Source organism: Mesorhizobium sp. B283B1A, from assembly GCF_020165735.1.
In the GTDB taxonomy this organism is placed as follows: Bacteria; Pseudomonadota; Alphaproteobacteria; order Rhizobiales; family Rhizobiaceae; genus Mesorhizobium; species Mesorhizobium opportunistum.
Map to the genome: position 1 here is coordinate 1 of NZ_JAIUIQ010000003.1, position 16,101 is coordinate 16,101.

19 protein-coding genes are annotated in these 16,101 nt (G+C 58.6%); 8 read left to right on the top strand and 11 right to left on the bottom strand.

Going from position 1 to position 16,101, the window contains the following annotated elements; translation table 11 throughout:
• Positions 1-462: 462 nt before the first annotated feature.
• The 4 genes from LB577_RS02675 to istB all read left to right on the top strand — a co-directional run bounded on the left by LB577_RS02675 (position 463) and on the right by istB (position 2,772).
• The gene (locus LB577_RS02675) at positions 463-648 is read left to right on the top strand and encodes a hypothetical protein (RefSeq protein WP_224685454.1); all 186 of its coding nucleotides are present in this window, start codon (positions 463-465) and stop codon (positions 646-648) included.
• A 185-nt stretch (positions 649-833) separates the two neighbouring features.
• Positions 834-1,079, top strand: a complete 246-nt coding sequence (locus LB577_RS33375) for a hypothetical protein (RefSeq protein ID WP_411969188.1) — start codon at positions 834-836, stop codon at positions 1,077-1,079.
• 148 nt (positions 1,080-1,227) lie between these two features.
• Complete coding sequence (locus LB577_RS33380) at positions 1,228-1,626, top strand: hypothetical protein (protein ID WP_224685456.1); 399 nt, start codon at positions 1,228-1,230, stop codon at positions 1,624-1,626.
• Between the two features lie 342 nt (positions 1,627-1,968).
• Positions 1,969-2,772 (top strand): IS21-like element helper ATPase IstB, encoded by an 804-nt coding sequence (gene istB, locus LB577_RS02690; protein WP_224685457.1) that lies wholly within the window; start codon positions 1,969-1,971, stop codon positions 2,770-2,772.
• Positions 2,773-2,790: 18 nt separating this feature from the next.
• Here the strand turns inward: istB and LB577_RS02695 are convergent, their stop codons facing one another.
• Positions 2,791-3,009 (bottom strand): hypothetical protein, encoded by a 219-nt coding sequence (locus LB577_RS02695; RefSeq protein WP_224685458.1) that lies wholly within the window; start codon positions 3,007-3,009, stop codon positions 2,791-2,793.
• A gap of 125 nt (positions 3,010-3,134) precedes the next feature.
• On the opposite strand from LB577_RS02695, the gene LB577_RS02700 reads away from it, so the two are divergent.
• The 4 genes from LB577_RS02700 (at position 3,135) to LB577_RS02715 (ending at position 5,050) form a co-directional block, all read left to right on the top strand.
• Positions 3,135-3,698, top strand: coding sequence for a hypothetical protein (locus tag LB577_RS02700; protein ID WP_224685459.1), 564 nt, complete (start codon positions 3,135-3,137; stop codon positions 3,696-3,698).
• Entirely contained in the window at positions 3,634-3,870 is a 237-nt protein-coding gene (locus LB577_RS02705) for a hypothetical protein (RefSeq protein ID WP_224685604.1), read from the top strand. Before LB577_RS02700 ends, LB577_RS02705 begins: the two co-directional genes overlap by 65 nt.
• 851 nt (positions 3,871-4,721) lie before the next feature.
• A complete protein-coding gene (locus LB577_RS33385; RefSeq protein ID WP_224685460.1) occupies positions 4,722-4,865 on the top strand; it encodes a transposase in 144 nt (47 codons plus the stop codon).
• Positions 4,862-5,050, top strand: a complete 189-nt coding sequence (locus LB577_RS02715; RefSeq protein ID WP_224685461.1) for a transposase — start codon at positions 4,862-4,864, stop codon at positions 5,048-5,050. The genes LB577_RS33385 and LB577_RS02715 overlap by 4 nt, the downstream gene beginning before the upstream one ends.
• 414 nt (positions 5,051-5,464) lie before the next feature.
• Here the strand turns inward: LB577_RS02715 and LB577_RS02720 are convergent, their stop codons facing one another.
• The 10 genes from LB577_RS02720 to LB577_RS02765 form a co-directional block, all read right to left on the bottom strand.
• On the bottom strand, positions 5,465-5,884 hold the full coding sequence (locus tag LB577_RS02720; protein ID WP_224685462.1) for a DUF2267 domain-containing protein: 420 nt from the start codon (positions 5,882-5,884) through the stop codon (positions 5,465-5,467).
• Between the two features lie 187 nt (positions 5,885-6,071).
• On the bottom strand, positions 6,072-7,001 hold the full coding sequence (locus LB577_RS02725; protein ID WP_224685463.1) for a 2-oxoglutarate and iron-dependent oxygenase domain-containing protein: 930 nt from the start codon (positions 6,999-7,001) through the stop codon (positions 6,072-6,074).
• Positions 7,002-7,962: 961 nt separating this feature from the next.
• The gene (locus LB577_RS02730) at positions 7,963-8,802 is read right to left on the bottom strand and encodes a hypothetical protein (protein WP_224685464.1); all 840 of its coding nucleotides are present in this window, start codon (positions 8,800-8,802) and stop codon (positions 7,963-7,965) included.
• Positions 8,795-10,051 (bottom strand): diaminobutyrate--2-oxoglutarate transaminase, encoded by a 1,257-nt coding sequence (gene ectB, locus LB577_RS02735; RefSeq protein WP_224685465.1) that lies wholly within the window; start codon positions 10,049-10,051, stop codon positions 8,795-8,797. Before ectB ends, LB577_RS02730 begins: the two co-directional genes overlap by 8 nt.
• A 670-nt stretch (positions 10,052-10,721) precedes the next feature.
• Positions 10,722-11,465: a LuxR family transcriptional regulator gene (locus LB577_RS02740; protein WP_224685466.1), complete on the bottom strand. Its 744-nt coding sequence runs from the start codon at positions 11,463-11,465 to the stop codon at positions 10,722-10,724.
• Between the two features lie 433 nt (positions 11,466-11,898).
• The gene (locus LB577_RS02745) at positions 11,899-12,912 is read right to left on the bottom strand and encodes a 1-aminocyclopropane-1-carboxylate deaminase (RefSeq protein ID WP_224685467.1); all 1,014 of its coding nucleotides are present in this window, start codon (positions 12,910-12,912) and stop codon (positions 11,899-11,901) included.
• Positions 12,913-13,323: 411 nt separating this feature from the next.
• The gene (locus LB577_RS33245) at positions 13,324-13,437 is read right to left on the bottom strand and encodes an exopolysaccharide production repressor protein (protein WP_224685605.1); all 114 of its coding nucleotides are present in this window, start codon (positions 13,435-13,437) and stop codon (positions 13,324-13,326) included.
• Positions 13,438-13,549: 112 nt separating this feature from the next.
• Entirely contained in the window at positions 13,550-13,861 is a 312-nt protein-coding gene (fdxB, locus tag LB577_RS02755; RefSeq protein WP_013533478.1) for a ferredoxin III, nif-specific, read from the bottom strand.
• Positions 13,858-14,061 carry a CCE_0567 family metalloprotein gene (locus LB577_RS02760; protein ID WP_013533479.1) on the bottom strand — a complete coding sequence of 68 codons (204 nt, stop codon included), beginning with the start codon at positions 14,059-14,061 and terminating at the stop codon, positions 13,858-13,860. The genes fdxB and LB577_RS02760 overlap by 4 nt, the downstream gene beginning before the upstream one ends.
• Before the next feature lie 792 nt (positions 14,062-14,853).
• Complete coding sequence (locus tag LB577_RS02765; RefSeq protein ID WP_224685606.1) at positions 14,854-16,029, bottom strand: TlpA disulfide reductase family protein; 1,176 nt, start codon at positions 16,027-16,029, stop codon at positions 14,854-14,856.
• Between the last annotated feature and the right edge of the window lie 72 nt (positions 16,030-16,101).

The window sequence follows — 16,101 nt, forward strand, 5'->3', positions numbered from 1 at the left end:
GCCCCCAAGCACCCCAAGCACCCCAAGCACCCCAAGCACCCCCGAAAACTGCGCAACTCCCGCGCTAAAACCAGCACATCATCGTTAAATCGGCAGTGTCCAGTAAAAAAGCACCAATTTCATTTTAGAAAAGTAGCTCGAATACCATTGTCTTTCCAGCATCCTAGCTCGTCTTCCACATTCTGAAACCTACCAACACGGGTGGGTGCGTTATACCTCCTTTCAGATTGTTAGCCAGACGAGCATTCTTGGAGGTTTCCCAGCAGGAGCCTTCGGTGCTTCATAGGAGGCCGGCTTTGTTCGGAGTATTCCCATGGATTGACACTGGCAAACTGATTTGGAGCGTAGAGCGAATTGGCGCACACCGCGGTCGTGGCCTCGCTGCGTAGATGCTATAGGGCGAGCGGCGAGGGTGTGGCATCCTTCGGCGCTGTCAAAACCACCATCAGAAGGAGGCGTCCCATGTCGCAATCTTTTGACGCGAGCCGGTCCCTTGCCCGTCTCGAACAGAATAACACGATCATCGCCGTCATCGAAATGAGCAAGGCGAAGTGGCTCGTCACCGCCCTTGTTCCGGGTCTCAAGCGCCAGCTGTCGATGCCGGCTCAATACTCCCCAGAAGTGCCGTTTGAATCTCCCCCAGTTTAGCGCTGTCGCCGGTCTCCCGGAGCGCGCTCCGGGAGACCGCGGCGCGTGATCGTTGATGCTTCTCCTGATGGTCGGGGGAGGGATTTCGGTGATCAGGTCGGGGAGATGATGATGATACTGGATTTGCATCGGCAGGCCTGTCGGTGTCGGCGATCGCCAGGGAGAGCGGGATCGACCGCAAGACGGTGCGCAAATACATTGCGCGGGCTCGAGGCTCCGGCCTACGGACCGCGCAAGCCGCGTCAGGCGGTGATCGATCCCTTCACAGCCTATCTTCGCGAACGCGTCATGCGATATCCCGGGCTCACCGGCAGCCGGCTTTTCCGCGAACTGAAGGACCTCGGCTATGGCGGCGGCTACACGGCCGTTACCGACTTCCTGCGCGACGTCCGTCCTGCCGCGGCGGAGCGCGGATACGAGGTTCGCATTGAACTGGGAAAGTCGACCTGCGGCTGCTCGCCGGGCGGGGTCTCGAAGGCACGCTTCGTCGTCCACCAGGATCTGCCGACTGTCTTGCGCTGCCATGCTGGGGCTTTCGAGGCGCTGAGCGGCGCTCCTCGCGAAGTGCTTTACGACCGAATGAAGACGGCTGTGATCGGCGAAGGCGATACCAGCGGCATCGTCTATAACGTGCCCTCGTCGATCTTGCCCGCCACTATGGTTTCCATCCCAAGGCGTGTCGGCCTTACCGCGCCGAAACGAAGGCAAGTCGAGCGGCCGTTCCGCTACATTCGGGAGGACTTCTTCCTGGCCCGCTCCTTTCGCAATCTCGAAGACCTGAACGCCCAGTTGCGTCACTGGCTGGACACGGTCGCAAACCCGAGGGTTCACGCCCCCACAAGGCGTATCGTCAACGAAGCTTTCGCCGAGGAGCGGGCCGCGCTGCGGCCGCTGCCTTTGGCTCCGTTCCGATCGGTCCTAAAGCTCGAGCGACGTATCAGCCGGGAGGGCATGGTCAGCGTCGGCGGCAATTTCTAAAGCGTGCCCGAGGCCACGAGGCGACGTGTCGTCGAGGTACACGCTGGCCGAAGAGTTGCGCATCTTCGAGGACGGCGCACTGATTGTCACCCATCCTATTCTCGAAGGCCGGCACCAGCGTCATGTCGAGCCGGGTGATCGCAACATCCACGTCCACAAGCGCCCACAAAGACTGCGGAACGACGAGGTCATTCTTCATGGCTCGGGCGACCAGGGTCGCTCAGCGCCCGCTGGCCTTCTACGACGCCGTCGCCCGGGTGATGGCGAAGGAGCAACGTCCATGACGAACGACACACGCCATCCACCATCGATCGGATCCGCCGCGACCTCGTCGGCCTGAAGATGCCGCGGGCGCTCGAAGCGCTCGATCATGTCGTGCGCCGGCTCGAGAAAGGCGAGATCGCCGCCCTCGAAGCCATGGACATCCTCCTCTCGGAAGAGTTGACCCTGCGCGAGAACAGCCGGATCAAGACGGCACTGCGCATGGGGCGCCTGGCCACGATCAAGACCCTCGCCGGCTTCGACTTCTCTTTCCAGCCCTCGCTCGACCGCGATCGAATCTTCACGCTGGCCCAACTCGGCTTCGTCGCCCGCTGCGAGGTCGTCCACTTCCTCGGCCCGCCCGGCACAGGCAAGAGCCATCTGGCCATTGCGCTTGCAGTCGAGGCTGTGAAGGCTGGAAAGAGCGTCTATTTCTGCACGCTCGCCGAACTCATCGCCGCGCTGGCAAGGGCCGAACGCGAAGACCGCCTGCAGGAACGCATCCGCTTCCTCTGCCGGCCTGCTCTGCTCGTTGTCGATGAGATCGGCTACTTGCCCGTCGTCCACGGTGGCGGCAATCTGTTCTTCCAACTCGTCAACGCCCGCTACGAGAAGGGCGCAATGATTCTCACCTCAAATCGCGGCTTCGCCGAATGGGGCGAGGTCTTCGGCGACCCTGTCGTCGCAACCGCACTTCTCGATCGCCTGCTTCACCGTGCGGTCGTCGTCCAGATCGAAGGATCGAGTTATCGGCTCCGCCAGCACGCCGAGCTCATGCCCGAACACTTGCGATCAAAAGCCTCCATCACGCCGCCGACATTAAATCCACCATCGCGGCCGCGCGGCCGGCCTCGGAAAAATGGACACCCCTCCGCGACAGCCTGAGCGGCGAAACTGGGAATTTTACTTCGGCACTTTTGGGGAAAATTCGAGCGGCTTTGACACCAGCCGCTGAAGAAGATCGGTGCCGACGCGCCAGCACTGTTGAAGCTGCTGCAGCGCTGGCGCGACGAAGCCAGCCGGGCCGGGCATACGATCAAGCGGATCGCCGTCGCCTATGAGGCTGCGGGCGACGGCTTCTGGCTGGCGCGCTGGTTGCGGGCGCACGGCATCGAGGCCCATGCCATCCATCCCTCGAGCGTTCCAGTGTCGCGCGAGCACCGCCGCGCCAAGACCGATCCTCGACACCGAGCTTTTGATGCGTGCTTTTCTCGGCTGGCTGCGCGGCGAGAAACGTTATTTGCTCCATGGCTGCGATCCAGACACTCGAAGAGGAGGACGCGCGGCGGCCGAACCGCGAGCGGGGGACTCTGGCCGGCGAGCAGACGCGAATCATCAACTGCGTCAAGGCGATCCTCGCCCGCTTCGGGGTCCGCAGCTTCCGGCTGAGCCTGCGCCAGGCGGCGGACAGGCTGGAGGGCATCCGAACGGCGGAGGGAACGCCGCTGCCGGACAACAGCCGCGCCGAGCTCTACCGCTTCCTTGAGCGCCTCAACCTCGTGCGCGCGCAGATCCGCGCCATCGAACAGGAGCGCCTGCGCCGGCTGGCGGCGGCTCCGGCTGCGGCGAACGGTCACGCGATGGTTCGCCTGCTGGCGCGGATCATCGGCATTGGCGTCGAGACCGCCGACATGCTGGTCCACGAGATCCTGTCGCGCCCGTTGCGCGACCTCCGCGCCGTGGCGCGCTATGCCGGGCTGGACAGGGTCGCCAGACGAGAGCGGCCAACGCCGCCGCGAGAAAGGGCTGGCGCGCGCCGGCAATGCCCGCGTGCGCCGCCGCATGATCCAGTTGGCGTGGCGCTTTCTTAGGTTCCAGAAGGACAGCGACCTGGCCCAATGGTTCCAGGCGCGCACGAGCGACGGCCGCAAAACCAGGCGCAAGACGATGATCGTGGCGCTGCCACGCAAGCTGCTGATTGCGCTGTGGCGTTTCGTCACCGCGGGCGAGGTGCCGCAGGGCGTCACCGTGCGTGCGGCGTGATGGAGGCACGTGGGAAGAGGGGAGAACAAAGCCCACCCCAATTGGCGGGCCCGCAGCAGGGTCTGCCGATGACGATCCGAGGTGGCGGCAACCCGAAGCTACACATGGTCCTTTTGGACCGCCGGCGTAGAATGGGCCCCGCCGCCCCGGAGCTTCGCCACCGATGCGCATGCTGCATCACGGTCAGATCCCACAGCGATCTACCGCATACAAGTCTGCCGCGCGACCTTCGCGCCTGGCTCGGCGAGCTCGCCTCGGAAATCTGTCGTCGGCATTTGGCCCCACTGGAAACGGCTCACCCGATCCGGCAAAGCCTGCCGCCCGTGCTCGTGACCGTCAAGGACAAGTCGCTTCGCGATGGGGACCTGCGGCCCACCCTTGACCGTCACTGCGCGCGGCGGCCAGTTCGAAGCCAGGTCGGCACGAGGAGATGGTCACCAATCGACCCGAACGAGAAGATGAGGAAACGAGCCAGGAGCAAGCTTGACAATCATCGCCCCACACAGGTGTAGCTCGGCCTCGAGGAAAGACTTTTGCCCTGATGCCATCCCTGTTGGTATCCTCGATGGTGAATTCGATCTGGATTTTCCGGCCCGGTAGTCTTCTGCTCTGACAAATTGCGGGGAGTGTTGCTAAACCTGCAATGTGTCGGGCAAGCTGCAATCCTCCCTATCAGCATTTGAATCAGGATTGGAGGAGATGGATGACCTGAAGCTTCGTACGCCTCTGGTGAAGCTTCAGATTACCCCATGTAATCGGAAGCCGGCGAACTTCGGCGCTTGCGAGAAGATGGCACGGTAGCGAGGCTGCGCTCTTGAGGTCGTCCTTACGAGCGAAGTTAACAGCACAGCATGAGCCATGTGACGTTATTGACCGGGCCGGAGCGGCGGCGTCGTTGGAGTGAAGCGGATCAGTGCCGGATACTGGCCGCGGCATTCGCGCCCGGGGCCACAGTGACGGCGGTGGCGCGTCAGTACGATGTCGCCGCACGGTGAGAGCCCGCGAGACGGGCTTTGCCGAAGTTGTCGTGGCTCCCGACGAGCCTGTCGCCGTTTCGCGGCCGGCGGCATCCCCGGCGGTGATCGAGCTGGAGGTGGCCGGCAAGGTGCGGCTGCGGATTCCGCTGACCACGCCGCCAACACTGGCGGCGGCGATGATGAAGGCGCTAGGCGTTTCATGATCCCGATCCCGAGCCAGTGCGGATCTGGTTGGCGGTCCGCCGGACCGATATGCGTCGCGGGAAGACTCTGCAGGTTCAGGAGGCGCTGGGCCGGGATCCGCATGCCGGCGATATCTATGAAGCTTAGCAGAATTGGGGGTGTCACCAATTCGTCGGTCTGCCGATCCGCGAATATGGAAGGATCCCAAAGGGCTCAGGTTCAATAAACAAGAGGCACCCGCAATCCGTCAGCCCTGAATGAATAGAGGTGATCGGATTGGAGGTTAGCCCGCTGCCACAATCATTGGTCGGCCACTGCGAGTTCGTGCTTTTAGAACTCTGACAGGTGAAAGAAGCGCTCAAGGCGATACCGGTCAGACGGCTCGCCAGAATGCACAGGTACGTTGTCCCCGCCTGCCCATGGGCACAGGTCTCTCAGGCTGGCCAAAGGTCACGCAGAACTCTGGGAGTTGCAGCCTTGGCCTCTTCCATCTCTGCCGCAGACAAACGGTCCGCCAATTGGCTTAGGACCGAGCGGGCGACCTCTTCCGGATCCACTGCCGGATCGCGGTGGACGCCGTCGTGGATCCGATCTAGAAACGTATTCCGGTTCCTGGCTATGGCGCGGCGGCCGGGATGCCAACCCTCGTAGTAAAAGCCGCGCAGTAAGGCTGGCAGCTGCGCACCCATGTACACGGCTTCGTCGAGACGCAGGCAGTCGCGTAGCGCGTGCAGCGTCGCAATCAACGCTAGGAAAACCCGCTCGCGATCATGCCAACGAAGTCTCCACGCCAGATCGCTGACCCAATTCTGCGTCGCCTGCGACGCATAGGTGAGATCATGACTCACGAGCATGTGAGTATTTTTCTGCTCTTGAAGATTGTCTAAGCGCGGCAAGGAACATGGCTACAAACGGCCTTCCGTCCGCCTGCCGCCGCGCTATACGCGCGACGCGGAATGTACAAAATTGCGTGAGTTCTCCCAGCGTATCGCCCGAGATGGTCGTCGCCATGAGTTCACGCAGCCTGAGAACACCGGACACTTACTGCAATTCTCGGGCACGCCCGGCGCCATTCCCGGTTTCGACTGACTCGTAATTGCGCAGCATCATTTCCGCGACATTGAAGGCGTGGCGCCCTCCCTGCGAAGTCAGGCGCGCGTCGACCTCGGGATAGATAAAGAAGGGAAGCGAAATCCGGTCGGTCAGGCCATTGTGCGCGACTTGATGCGGCGTACTCTTGAAGCTGTCGTCGCTCAACGCCTGAAGCATATCGCCCAAATTGACTACGAGACTGTCGGGCAGGCTCGGCACTGGCATCCAACGCCCGCGCAACCATACCTGCAACGACCGGGTGGGGAGTTCCTCCTGCAGCAGCAGCGTGAAGAAGCCACCATCCGTGTGCTTGGCGCATGTGCCGCCGCGAGCTGGATACCGAATTACGCGTTGCTCGAGTGTCGGCGGGCTGAAATACCGTTGGAACCAGCCCTGTTCCAAACCGATCACGTCGGCAAGCGCGGTTCCGAGCTGCGGGACGACGTCGCGGAGCACGGTGGCCTGCAAGGCAAGCAGGCTTCGCGCGAAACCAGGAGCCAAAGCCTCATCCGGGAACAGCGTGCTCCCGCCAAACGGACGGCGGTCGCCTTCGTTGTCGATTCCGAGATCGAACACTTCCTTCGGATCGCGGCCGGCATCGGGATGTAGGATTTCGCCGTGCAATGGACTGTATCCACGAGCGTTGGTGGGATAGATGCCTTGAGCCGCGTGACCGAAACGTTCCTTAACCGACTGTGGCAAAGCGAAGAACCGTCGGGAAGCCTCGATAGCTTTCCCGATCTGTTCCTTCGGGATGCCGTGCTCAACAAGATAGAAGAACCCGTACTCCTGGCAGGCAATCTGTAGGCGACGTTGCTCTTCACGCTGCGTTGCATCCGCGACCAGTTTCGCCAGTGAAATTAGTGGTAGCGCGTCCATATTTGTACTTCCCTTGGTGCTTTGCCTTGTGAGGCTCCTGAAAAACTTAGACGTCCACGTCCTGGCCCGTTATGCATCTCCCGTCGTGGCGGCTGGACATAGGTACTTTCTAGCATGTCTCAGGCGGCAATGCATCACAAGTATAATAAAATCCCGAATCCAGTTGTAACGTTTACGTAATTATCATTTATCGTTATTGGCATGGACTTTCGCTTTCTTGTCATAACCTCTGTAGACAATAACCGATACGGTCCGACGATGCGCCTAAATCAGTCGGAAGTCGTTCGACTTTGGCGCCGGCCGCGCTTCAATGGCCGTTTGCCCGAAGGCGAATCCAGCTGCGCTCCGTCGATGAGGCTTCTGATTACCTCTTTGGTAGGTATTCGCGCCAGGGTTCCGAAAGGAGCGATGGCTGGAGCGGATCTTCTACTCTGGAGTCACACGCCTCCGGTAGAGGATCCCTAGTCGCCGGAGCGGTGTCCCAGGATACTTACTTGCATGGCGCAGAATCGCCACCTAGTCACGGCGTTGCAATTGCTGGATCCTGGGAGGGCTTTAGACGCGCAATTTATCTGCGAAGAAGGAGACGTTTGCCTTCACCTCTAGGCTTGCTTGTTCCTTTGCTTAACGTCACCTCCGGTATGTGTTCGGCCTGCGTTCCGTAAACAGTGGACCGCTGCGAGCTCCCAACTTTCAGGAAGGTCCGGCAACATCAGCCTGTTTCTTACAGTGTCGTGCCCATATGGGTTCTGTGATCAAAGCACCAAGCGCCACCCCTTCTAGATCACCCGCGCACCAGGCAGGGAACGCGACGATAATTGGTAATTGAGTCGGCGACTGGCAGCATTGAAGCGCGAAGCGCTTTTATGAGACTGCCGGTCCTTGGATCAACCCGACGACTGTGCCCGAAGGGTCCTCAGCGTTGCGATCGGATGTACGCATCGGCAGCGGTCAGTCGACTTCAGGTCCACCAGAGAACAAGATCCGGTCGCGCAAATCCGAAAAAGCTGTTCAGCACTAGGCGAGGCTTTCCCTTGCCTGATTGACCGGTGACCCCGTGAACAAAGCCGCCGTCGATCAGGGCAATGTCCCCTGCCTTGAGCTGGAACTCCCGACAGGGAACGCCCTCCAGATAGGCTGCCGAATAGGGATAACCAGTGGTCTCCACACCCTGCGAAATGCGGTCCGCAACTGTCGGCTTGTGGCTCCAGAGGCGCAGATTGCCACCTTCCTCGGGCATGCTGGGATAAAAGTTGAGTGCTGCGACAGTGTTGTGCGCCACCGATGAGAGCTCATAACCGCTCTCAGCACATAGAACTTGAGCGACATCGTCGTGGGGGTCCAATGAAAATGTGCCGCTGCCAGACCAGCTGATAGCACGACAAACATTGGCCTGACCGTGTTCTGAACGGGCCAGTCGCAATTCAATTCCCTGGTTGTGAAGCTCGCGCTTCAATGCGCTGAATATTGCTCGGACCGGGTCAACCAAATTCTTAAACAGGGCCTCGACGTACGGTCGTGCATTTTCGGCCTCGGCGAAATAGGTGGCCGCATCCTTCCTGTAGTGGGATGCGCCGACATACTCTCCTGGCACTCCATCTTTTCGCTGCTTGAGACCGGTACTGGCACTGAAGTTCGCGCTGATCTCCTCGGCTACTTCAGTACTGAAACCCTGCTTAACGTGCAGAGCGGTCGTCTCGCCTTTCAGGACTGAGATGATGTCCGCAGTGCTGATCGAGCGGATCCGCTCTATGATGGAAACAGGCGAGATGGCCGGCGCTTGAGGTGTCTTATTACGCATTCTCTTGCTCCTGTAGTGCATGATCAAGAATGGCGATGCCGTTATCGAGTTCGACTTCGGTGATGGTTATCGGCGGGAGAATTTTGATGACGTCGCGACCTGGCCCTGAAGATTCGATAAGCAGACCATTTTCGAACGCGACATCGTGCACACGGCCAACAACGGCCGGTGAACGGCACTTGAGGCCAGCCATCAGACCGCGGCCGCGTTTTTGTTCGATGTATCTGGGAAATTTCGCGACGAGGCCGTCAAGGTGGCCCTGCAGTTTGGCCGCTGTCTGCTCCACGCCTGCAGTAAACCGCCTGTCCGACCACATTTTGGACATGGCCCCTGCCGTCACGAAGGCGAAATTATTGCCTCTGAAGGTCCCGCTATGTTCTCCGGGTTTCCATATGTCCATGTCGGGGCGAATAAGGACAATGGAGAACGGACTACCTGAACCGCTCAGTGACTTGGAAAGGCACACGATATCGGGTTCAATTTTCGCAAACTCGAAGGAGAAGAAATCGCCTGTTCGGCCCGCACCCGCCTGGATATCGTCAACGATAAAAACAATGCCATGCTTGCGGCAAATGCGCTGAATTTCTATGAGCCAAGCCGCGGATGCGGCGTTCATGCCCCCTTCTGCCTGGATGGTCTCCAGAATGATTGCGGCTGGCTTTTCTATGCCGCTCCCTGGGTCGCTCAAAACGCAATCAATGTAATTGGCGGAATCGAACGCTTGGCTCGGATAGCCGTCATAAGGGATACGGATCACATCGTGGCGCGCAACGCCTCCCAGCTCTCTGGTGGACGCCGACCCCGAGATCGCCAGGGAGCCGAGCGACATACCGTGGAACGCATTCGTGAATGCCATGACGCTCGAGCGGCCGGTATACTTTCGCGCAAGGGCCAGCGCCGCTTCGTTGGCGTTTGTGCCGGTCGGCCCAGGAAACTGTATCTTGTAGGAAAGCCCCCTGGGTTTCAGGATCGAATCCACAAAGGCTTCAATGAAGTCACGCTTTGCCACCGTATGCATATCAAGCGACAGGACAATGTTCTCACCGATAAGATATTCAATTGCTGGTGCCATAATATTCGGGTTGTTGTGTCCGTAGTTGAGTGCGCCGGAACCCACAAGGAAATCGATGTGAGGCTTGCCGGTCTCGTCCCAGATCGTCGCCCCCAGGGCCTTCGTAAAGACTGTAGGAAAGGCCCGGCAATATCGGCGAACATTGGATTCATGAGCCGTGAAAGCGTTGATGTTCATCTTTAGGTCCTCTGCACGTAGATCATTCACGGGGGAGTGATAAAACTTGCTGCTCGTGGCAGATGTTCTTCATGCCACATTGACACCAGAATCGCTGGGCGGCACTTTTTTGGGTCTGTACTTCGCGGGAATTCTAAATGGGTATGCCTATATCCTCTTCAAGATACCCCAATCATTACGTTGGTCTCCAGAGCTGATACTGGGGGAATGCGATGGACAACTATTAGAATTTCCGGGCAGGCACCGATACTACGGCATCGGGTAGTTGACGGATCAGCCCGATCGCCCCTGCGAGAATTCGGCCGACCAAATCATAGGAGTCGTGCGATCCGCTGGAGCACGTCACCACAGGCTGTGTAGCGCCGCGGTTGCGGAAGCCGCTCGCGAGCGCGCCCTCAACAGTGCCGCAGCGAGCGAGCGGCATTGCGGCAGTCATCGATGTTCCCCGGCAAAGCTCAGTTGCGGGTACCAACCTGATTTAAAGGAATCACCGATGACCGATGACATGACGAACCTGCGTGCGCTCTTGGAGAGGAATGTGATTCCGGTCTCTTGCGGGACATGATAGGCCTAGTGATGGATTTGGAGGTTGGGGCAGCCATCGGCGCCGCGTATGACGAGGCTCGAGCTCCACGACAGGCCGCGCACCGAGCTCTCCGAATCTTCCTTTCTATGGTTCGATAATCCCAAGTTCCACAGCTTTCGCAGCAAGTGCCGTTCTGCGGGTCGTGTCCAACTTCCGCATCACGTTTTTCACATGGAAATCAACCGTGTTTTGGGACCGTCCTAATATCGTCCCTATTTCCCCTGACGTTTTTCCTTTCGATATCCAATGAATGCACTCTCTTTCCCTATCAGAGATCTTATAGGCGTGCTCCGATGACCTCTGCGTTCCGAGCTTCGCAACCCTCATATGAAACTGTACCGCGGCAATTTGCAGATAGGTGATCGCTCTATTTTCCAATTCGCAGTCCGAGGATTTAGAAAAACATATAAGCTTAAAGCTGCCAGCGGGGCCATGTAATGGAACGGTGACGCCTGACTTCAAGCCGAACGTCCCCGCCTCGTCCAGGACGCGGCGTTCATTTTCAGTTGTGCTTTCGTGGGTATAAACCTCACTCCACCGGAAGGGCCCTACCCCCTTTCGAGCTTTCTTGATGAGCGGGTCTATTTTGGCATAACCCATCTTTAAGTAGCGCACCTGCCATTCATCAGGGTAATTCCACATCATCGCAGAGTCCGGTCGGGTCGGCTTCAAAACCTTTTGTTCTGGTGCAAGCGGGCCATAGGCTATCCACGGGCAATCGAAATTCAGCGCAAACGCGGCCAACAATTCGAACAACTGTGATTCAGCGACATCATTAGTCGCATCGAGGAATAAGCCCAACTCGACCGCAATCCGCGAGAATTCCATGCTCTCTCCTTCAGTTGCGTTCTCATTGGTGCGAGCTGCTCCAGCCCAGCATCCCAATTGCGTGGTGGAATCTGAGTCCTGGCTCCTCCACTGTCGACAGAGCTTCAAGAGTCGTGCCAACTTGGGCGCAAAGCTTTTCTTCAGATTGCAACGGGCTGGGTAAGGTACCCAGGAGATGAACCGAACGCACTTTGTCGCGGAGTGAACAATCGTTGGGTCGCAGAATGGCAGCGGAGCACGAACTCAACGGCCTCGTGTCTCTCGACGGCCCAACCGCCCAGGGAGGAATTTGGTCTCGAGCCCTCTGCGCGGAACGCGTTGAACGTTATTGCCAGATCATCGACCGTCCGCGAAATTGGCTCCGGCCTTTCCGGTTCGGCACTGTCGTGGACACGTCCGGCACGGCACGGCGGCATACGCGAGCTGTCGCTCGTCAGCCGTTACGGAAGGTGTAGCCGTAACCATTGATTGCGGGCGCGCCACCCAGATGGGTGTAAAGGACCCTCGACCCCTCTGGAAAGACGCCTTTCTGGACGAGGTCGATCATCCCTTGCATCGATTTGCCCTCATAGACCGGATCAGTAATCATACCCTCGAGACGCGCGCACAGACGGATCGCTTGCTTGGTTTCCTCAGACGGAACGCCATAGCGCGGGTACGCGTAGTCCTCGAGCAACACGATGTCAGCCTCGACAAGATCGGTTCCGAGGTTGACGAGCATCGCTGTATGTTGGGCAATGCTAAGCACCTGCGCCTTGCTCTTTGCTGGAGTGGCGGATGCATCGATACCGATCACGTTGCGCTGTCGACCGTCCTTCGCGAACCCGACGATCATGCCGGCATGCGTTGAACCTGTGACAGTGCAGACCACAATGTAGTCGAAGGCAAACCCAAGCTGTTTCTCCTGGGCGCGTACCTCGTAAGCGAACCCCACATAGCCAAGGCCACCGTATTTGTGGACAGAGGCCCCGGCCGGTATCGCATAAGGTCTGCCGCCCCGTGCCTTGACGTCATATAGCGCTTTTTCCCAACTGTGGCGGACACCTATGTCAAAGCCCTCGTCGACCAGGCGCACCTCTGCGCCCAAGATGCGGCTCAAAAGAATGTTGCCGACCCGGTCGTAGACGACGTCGTCATGTGGAACCCAGCTCTCCTGAACCAGAAGACATTTCATGCCGATCCTGGCGGCGACCGCTGCGACTATCCGGGTGTGATTGGACTGCACGCCCCCTACGGTGACCAGCGTATCGGCATCTGACGCGATCGCATCCGGAACAATGTATTCGAGCTTACGCAGCTTGCTTCCACCGAAAGCAAGACCTGAATTGCAGTCCTCACGTTTGGCATAGATCTCTACCTTGCCGCCCAGATGTTTGCCGAGGCGATCGAGCTTCTCGATCGGCGTTGGGCCAAAGGTGAGCGGATAGCGTGGGAACCTTTTCAGCATGTTTTCTCCCGCAGAGGTGACCAAGCTGAACTACCTCTAGCCTAGGTCATGGGCGTTCTTGCTGAGCCAGCTGTGTTCTGGGATGTTGCAGAAGTGCCCCCAACATCATAGCCGGCGTCTCCGTTCGATCGACCCGTGCCGGCGTGCTGCGACGCCTCCTATGCGCGTGGCGAACGCAACAGCTTCACCGAGCATGTTGCCACCTCTGGCCAGTTCAAGCCCACCTGTATTCTTAACCGACAATTCGACTTCCCTTGTTGGTTCAAAGTAGCGTGAACGTGAGTTCCGCTCTGTCACTACGCCTCAACACAGCGTCAACACTCAGCCCAGTCAGAACTAGCTGAGATACATCTCAACATTCATTCCTCAACTCGTCTTATGGCGGCTGGTTCCAACTGCGTTGGCTTACCCTTACCTCTGCTCGACAAGCACACTGGACTGCCAGAGCAGAAAGAGCATGCTGCCGAAATAAACCATCTGGAGCAGTAGCGAACAGGCCAGCGTAGCGACGACGGCTAGACGGATCGCGTGCTAAGCGGAGAGAACGGACACAGCGTTGCCGCTCCAAACCACTGCCGCGAGTCGACTAAAGATGATGAGGTCCAAAGCCGTTCTCCTATCCCGTCATTGATGCTGCTCATGCTGCAATCTGGTCGGCCGCGACATGCGTCTGGCAGTTCTTTGGGCAGACACGGCCACAGGCTCCGCAGCCAATGCAGCGGCCGGCATGGTCCACTACCATGACCATACGATTGAGCTCACCGTCGAAGTCGTCGTCTTCCCCGTCGCAGATGCCTAGGATTTCACCCGCGTCATCCACGCCGTGAAGATGCATGACCCCGCGCGAGCAGACCTTGAAACAGCGACCGCAGCCGATACAGATTTTCTCGTCTATAGCAGCCAGATATTCCGGCACCCATTTGGAGCCGTCGCGGGTGATGCTCTTCATCGTAAGGTCCTCATTTTGGCGAGCTCTCTCCGGGCACTATTCAACTCGGCATAAACAGCGTGCGCTGTCTCGGCGACTTCCGCTATCTCAGTCCATTTGTTCGGGAGGCCCTCGGCAAGGTCGCGCAAGTTCGTCTTGGCAATCGCCGCGCGCAGTTGCAGCTTTCGGACTTTCTTCACCATCTCATCCAGATTTGACATGAGCCTTCCTCGAAAATTCTGTTTCATCCTCGCAACGTCGGACAGGCAATGAACGCAGTCGAATCGTCGCCCAGTTTCGTACCGGTGCGGGCAAGTTTCCGGAAAGTCTCGGAGACGACGCGGTGGACGTCTCAAACGATTAACTGCCCGACCTTGAAAACCACGAAACCCCGATCGATTTCATCATTGTTGGCGATGTAGTGACGCAAGAGCGCTCCTCGATCACAATCCCCGCTGCTGTGTGAAATATGTCGAGCCTACACAGCAGAATCGCCAATGATCGGGATCTGAAGGACGCAGTTTTTTGTGATGATGAAGTCGTCGACCAGCAGCTCGGTCCGATTTGCCCTGGCATCGCCTGTCCTGAGCAGGGATCAGCGCCAGGAGCCGTTCGATGGTCTGTCGGGTAAGGGCATTGCTGCCTTGTTGACGGGCAGGATCAAGCGCGGTGTGAGACATATCGTTTCCTCAATTCAGTGTCGTCTCAGAGGGCGAGCTCTGCGTTCGGCTGCGCTAACTTCGGACCCGCTTACGCGGCCGCCCTCCGGCTTGGCCGGGCCGGGTTCCAGGTAATGCTGTGCTTGGGCCGACCTTGAACATGTCCTGGACTGTGACGTCCTCCGCGACAGCTAAATTCTCGTCGAACATCGCGTCCGCGGCGATCCGTCTTTGGAGGTCGTTCACGCCCCAGCCTTGACCCACAGCAAACGATCCCCTCGGTGCTGCATGGGAATACTTACTGCGAGCGGGCCGCATGCATTGGGCGAATTGACCAGGGTTCAACTCCACTTGTCATGCCCTTTGCAATCTCTGCTCATGAGGCCACTCCGCTTTAGTGTTCAGGAGCCTTGATTGCGGTGCCACACAGAAGTCCCCGCAACAGGCGTTCTCACCCGTGTAGTCGGCCAGGGCTTGGAGCAAGGGGCTAAGGTGTGTCTGTTTGATGTGATCAGGCATTGGCTCCGGAATATCCAGCGATTCCAGTGCCGCTTCGATCAACTCGATCGCGCGAGCGTTGTTGCCGCTCTCGTGGTAATACTGAGCTACCGGGAGGTAGCAACGGAATTTAAGGCGCCCGTCGCCATCCGGGGGATTCAGTGTCAGGATTTGTTCCGAGAGCGTGTTGCCTATCGCAAAGCGCTCAGCACGGGGAAGATGGGCGTTGTCTATCGCGGGATCGAAGAGCTGATTCAGGGCCATGACCATCCAAGACACGGCCTCGTTTTTTTTGTTGATCGCGTCCTCGACTAACTGGCGCATGACTGGCAAGCCGCTCTGCATGTCCCGCAGCTTGTGAAGCAGAAGATTCGCTTGAGTTTGCCGAAACCCGATATAGTCCGGCATCAATGCCAGGCCTTCTTCAACTGCCGAGAGTGCGGCCGGCCAATCCTCGGCCTGTGTCGCGGGCTTAAGTTTGGCGTATATCGGTTTGGTCCGGGCCCGTTCGCGCGCTGTGCGTTGGCTAGTAGCGATCCGCCTTATGTCGGCGGCCCTCGCTTCATTGCTGCTGCGCCAGCTGCCGTTCAGAACTTTGGGTAGAACCTCATTGAGTTCCGCCGGGTGTCCGATGAAAGCGATGCGGCCGTCGCCATCAACCAGGAACGACTCAGGGATTCCGGGAGAAGAACTCGCCTGCATCCATAGTCTGTTCATTTCACCAGTAAAATCGAACGCAATCCGGTAATTCAGATTCGGGAACCTCTCGGTCAGCCACGCATCCAACTTGGTCCGCGCCTCGTCTGCGGTTGAAGCCTGTTCGCTAGCTGCGATTCCGACGACCTCGAATCCACTGTCTTGATATTTCTCTTGCAGCTGCATCAGATGGGGTATAGCCGCCACACAAGGTCCGCACCAACTCGCCCAAAATTCAACAAGACAGACCTTGCCGGGCTGAAAGTTCGTGATGGGCTCGCCACGCAGCCAAGTGTCCACTTTGATTGGCGGAGCGGGGGACTCGATACGCAACACCGTTTCGTTCTCCAAATTCCCACACCTTTCCTGGCGCTTATGCGTTAGCTGGTCGTTCTCTCTCTCAGGAGC

Bases quoted from the DNA above. Each gene is read 5' to 3' on its own strand.
- LB577_RS02730 (WP_224685464.1), bottom strand. From the start codon at position 8,802: ATGCGTAATAAGACACCTCAAGCGCCGGCCATCTCGCCTGTTTCCATC.
- LB577_RS02740 (WP_224685466.1), bottom strand. From the start codon at position 11,465: ATGGAATTCTCGCGGATTGCGGTCGAGTTGGGCTTATTCCTCGATGCG.
- ectB (WP_224685465.1), bottom strand. From the start codon at position 10,051: ATGAACATCAACGCTTTCACGGCTCATGAATCCAATGTTCGCCGATAT.
- LB577_RS33380 (WP_224685456.1), top strand. From the start codon at position 1,228: ATGAAGACGGCTGTGATCGGCGAAGGCGATACCAGCGGCATCGTCTAT.
- LB577_RS02725 (WP_224685463.1), bottom strand. From the start codon at position 7,001: ATGGACGCGCTACCACTAATTTCACTGGCGAAACTGGTCGCGGATGCA.
- LB577_RS02695 (WP_224685458.1), bottom strand. From the start codon at position 3,009: ATGGGCCTCGATGCCGTGCGCCCGCAACCAGCGCGCCAGCCAGAAGCC.
- LB577_RS02745 (WP_224685467.1), bottom strand. From the start codon at position 12,912: ATGCTGAAAAGGTTCCCACGCTATCCGCTCACCTTTGGCCCAACGCCG.
- LB577_RS02700 (WP_224685459.1), top strand. From the start codon at position 3,135: ATGGCTGCGATCCAGACACTCGAAGAGGAGGACGCGCGGCGGCCGAAC.
- LB577_RS33385 (WP_224685460.1), top strand. From the start codon at position 4,722: ATGAGCCATGTGACGTTATTGACCGGGCCGGAGCGGCGGCGTCGTTGG.
- fdxB (WP_013533478.1), bottom strand. From the start codon at position 13,861: ATGAAGAGCATCACCCGCGACGGCTCCAAATGGGTGCCGGAATATCTG.
- istB (WP_224685457.1), top strand. From the start codon at position 1,969: ATGCCGCGGGCGCTCGAAGCGCTCGATCATGTCGTGCGCCGGCTCGAG.
- LB577_RS02720 (WP_224685462.1), bottom strand. From the start codon at position 5,884: ATGCTCGTGAGTCATGATCTCACCTATGCGTCGCAGGCGACGCAGAAT.
- LB577_RS02675 (WP_224685454.1), top strand. From the start codon at position 463: ATGTCGCAATCTTTTGACGCGAGCCGGTCCCTTGCCCGTCTCGAACAG.
- LB577_RS02760 (WP_013533479.1), bottom strand. From the start codon at position 14,061: ATGTCAAATCTGGATGAGATGGTGAAGAAAGTCCGAAAGCTGCAACTG.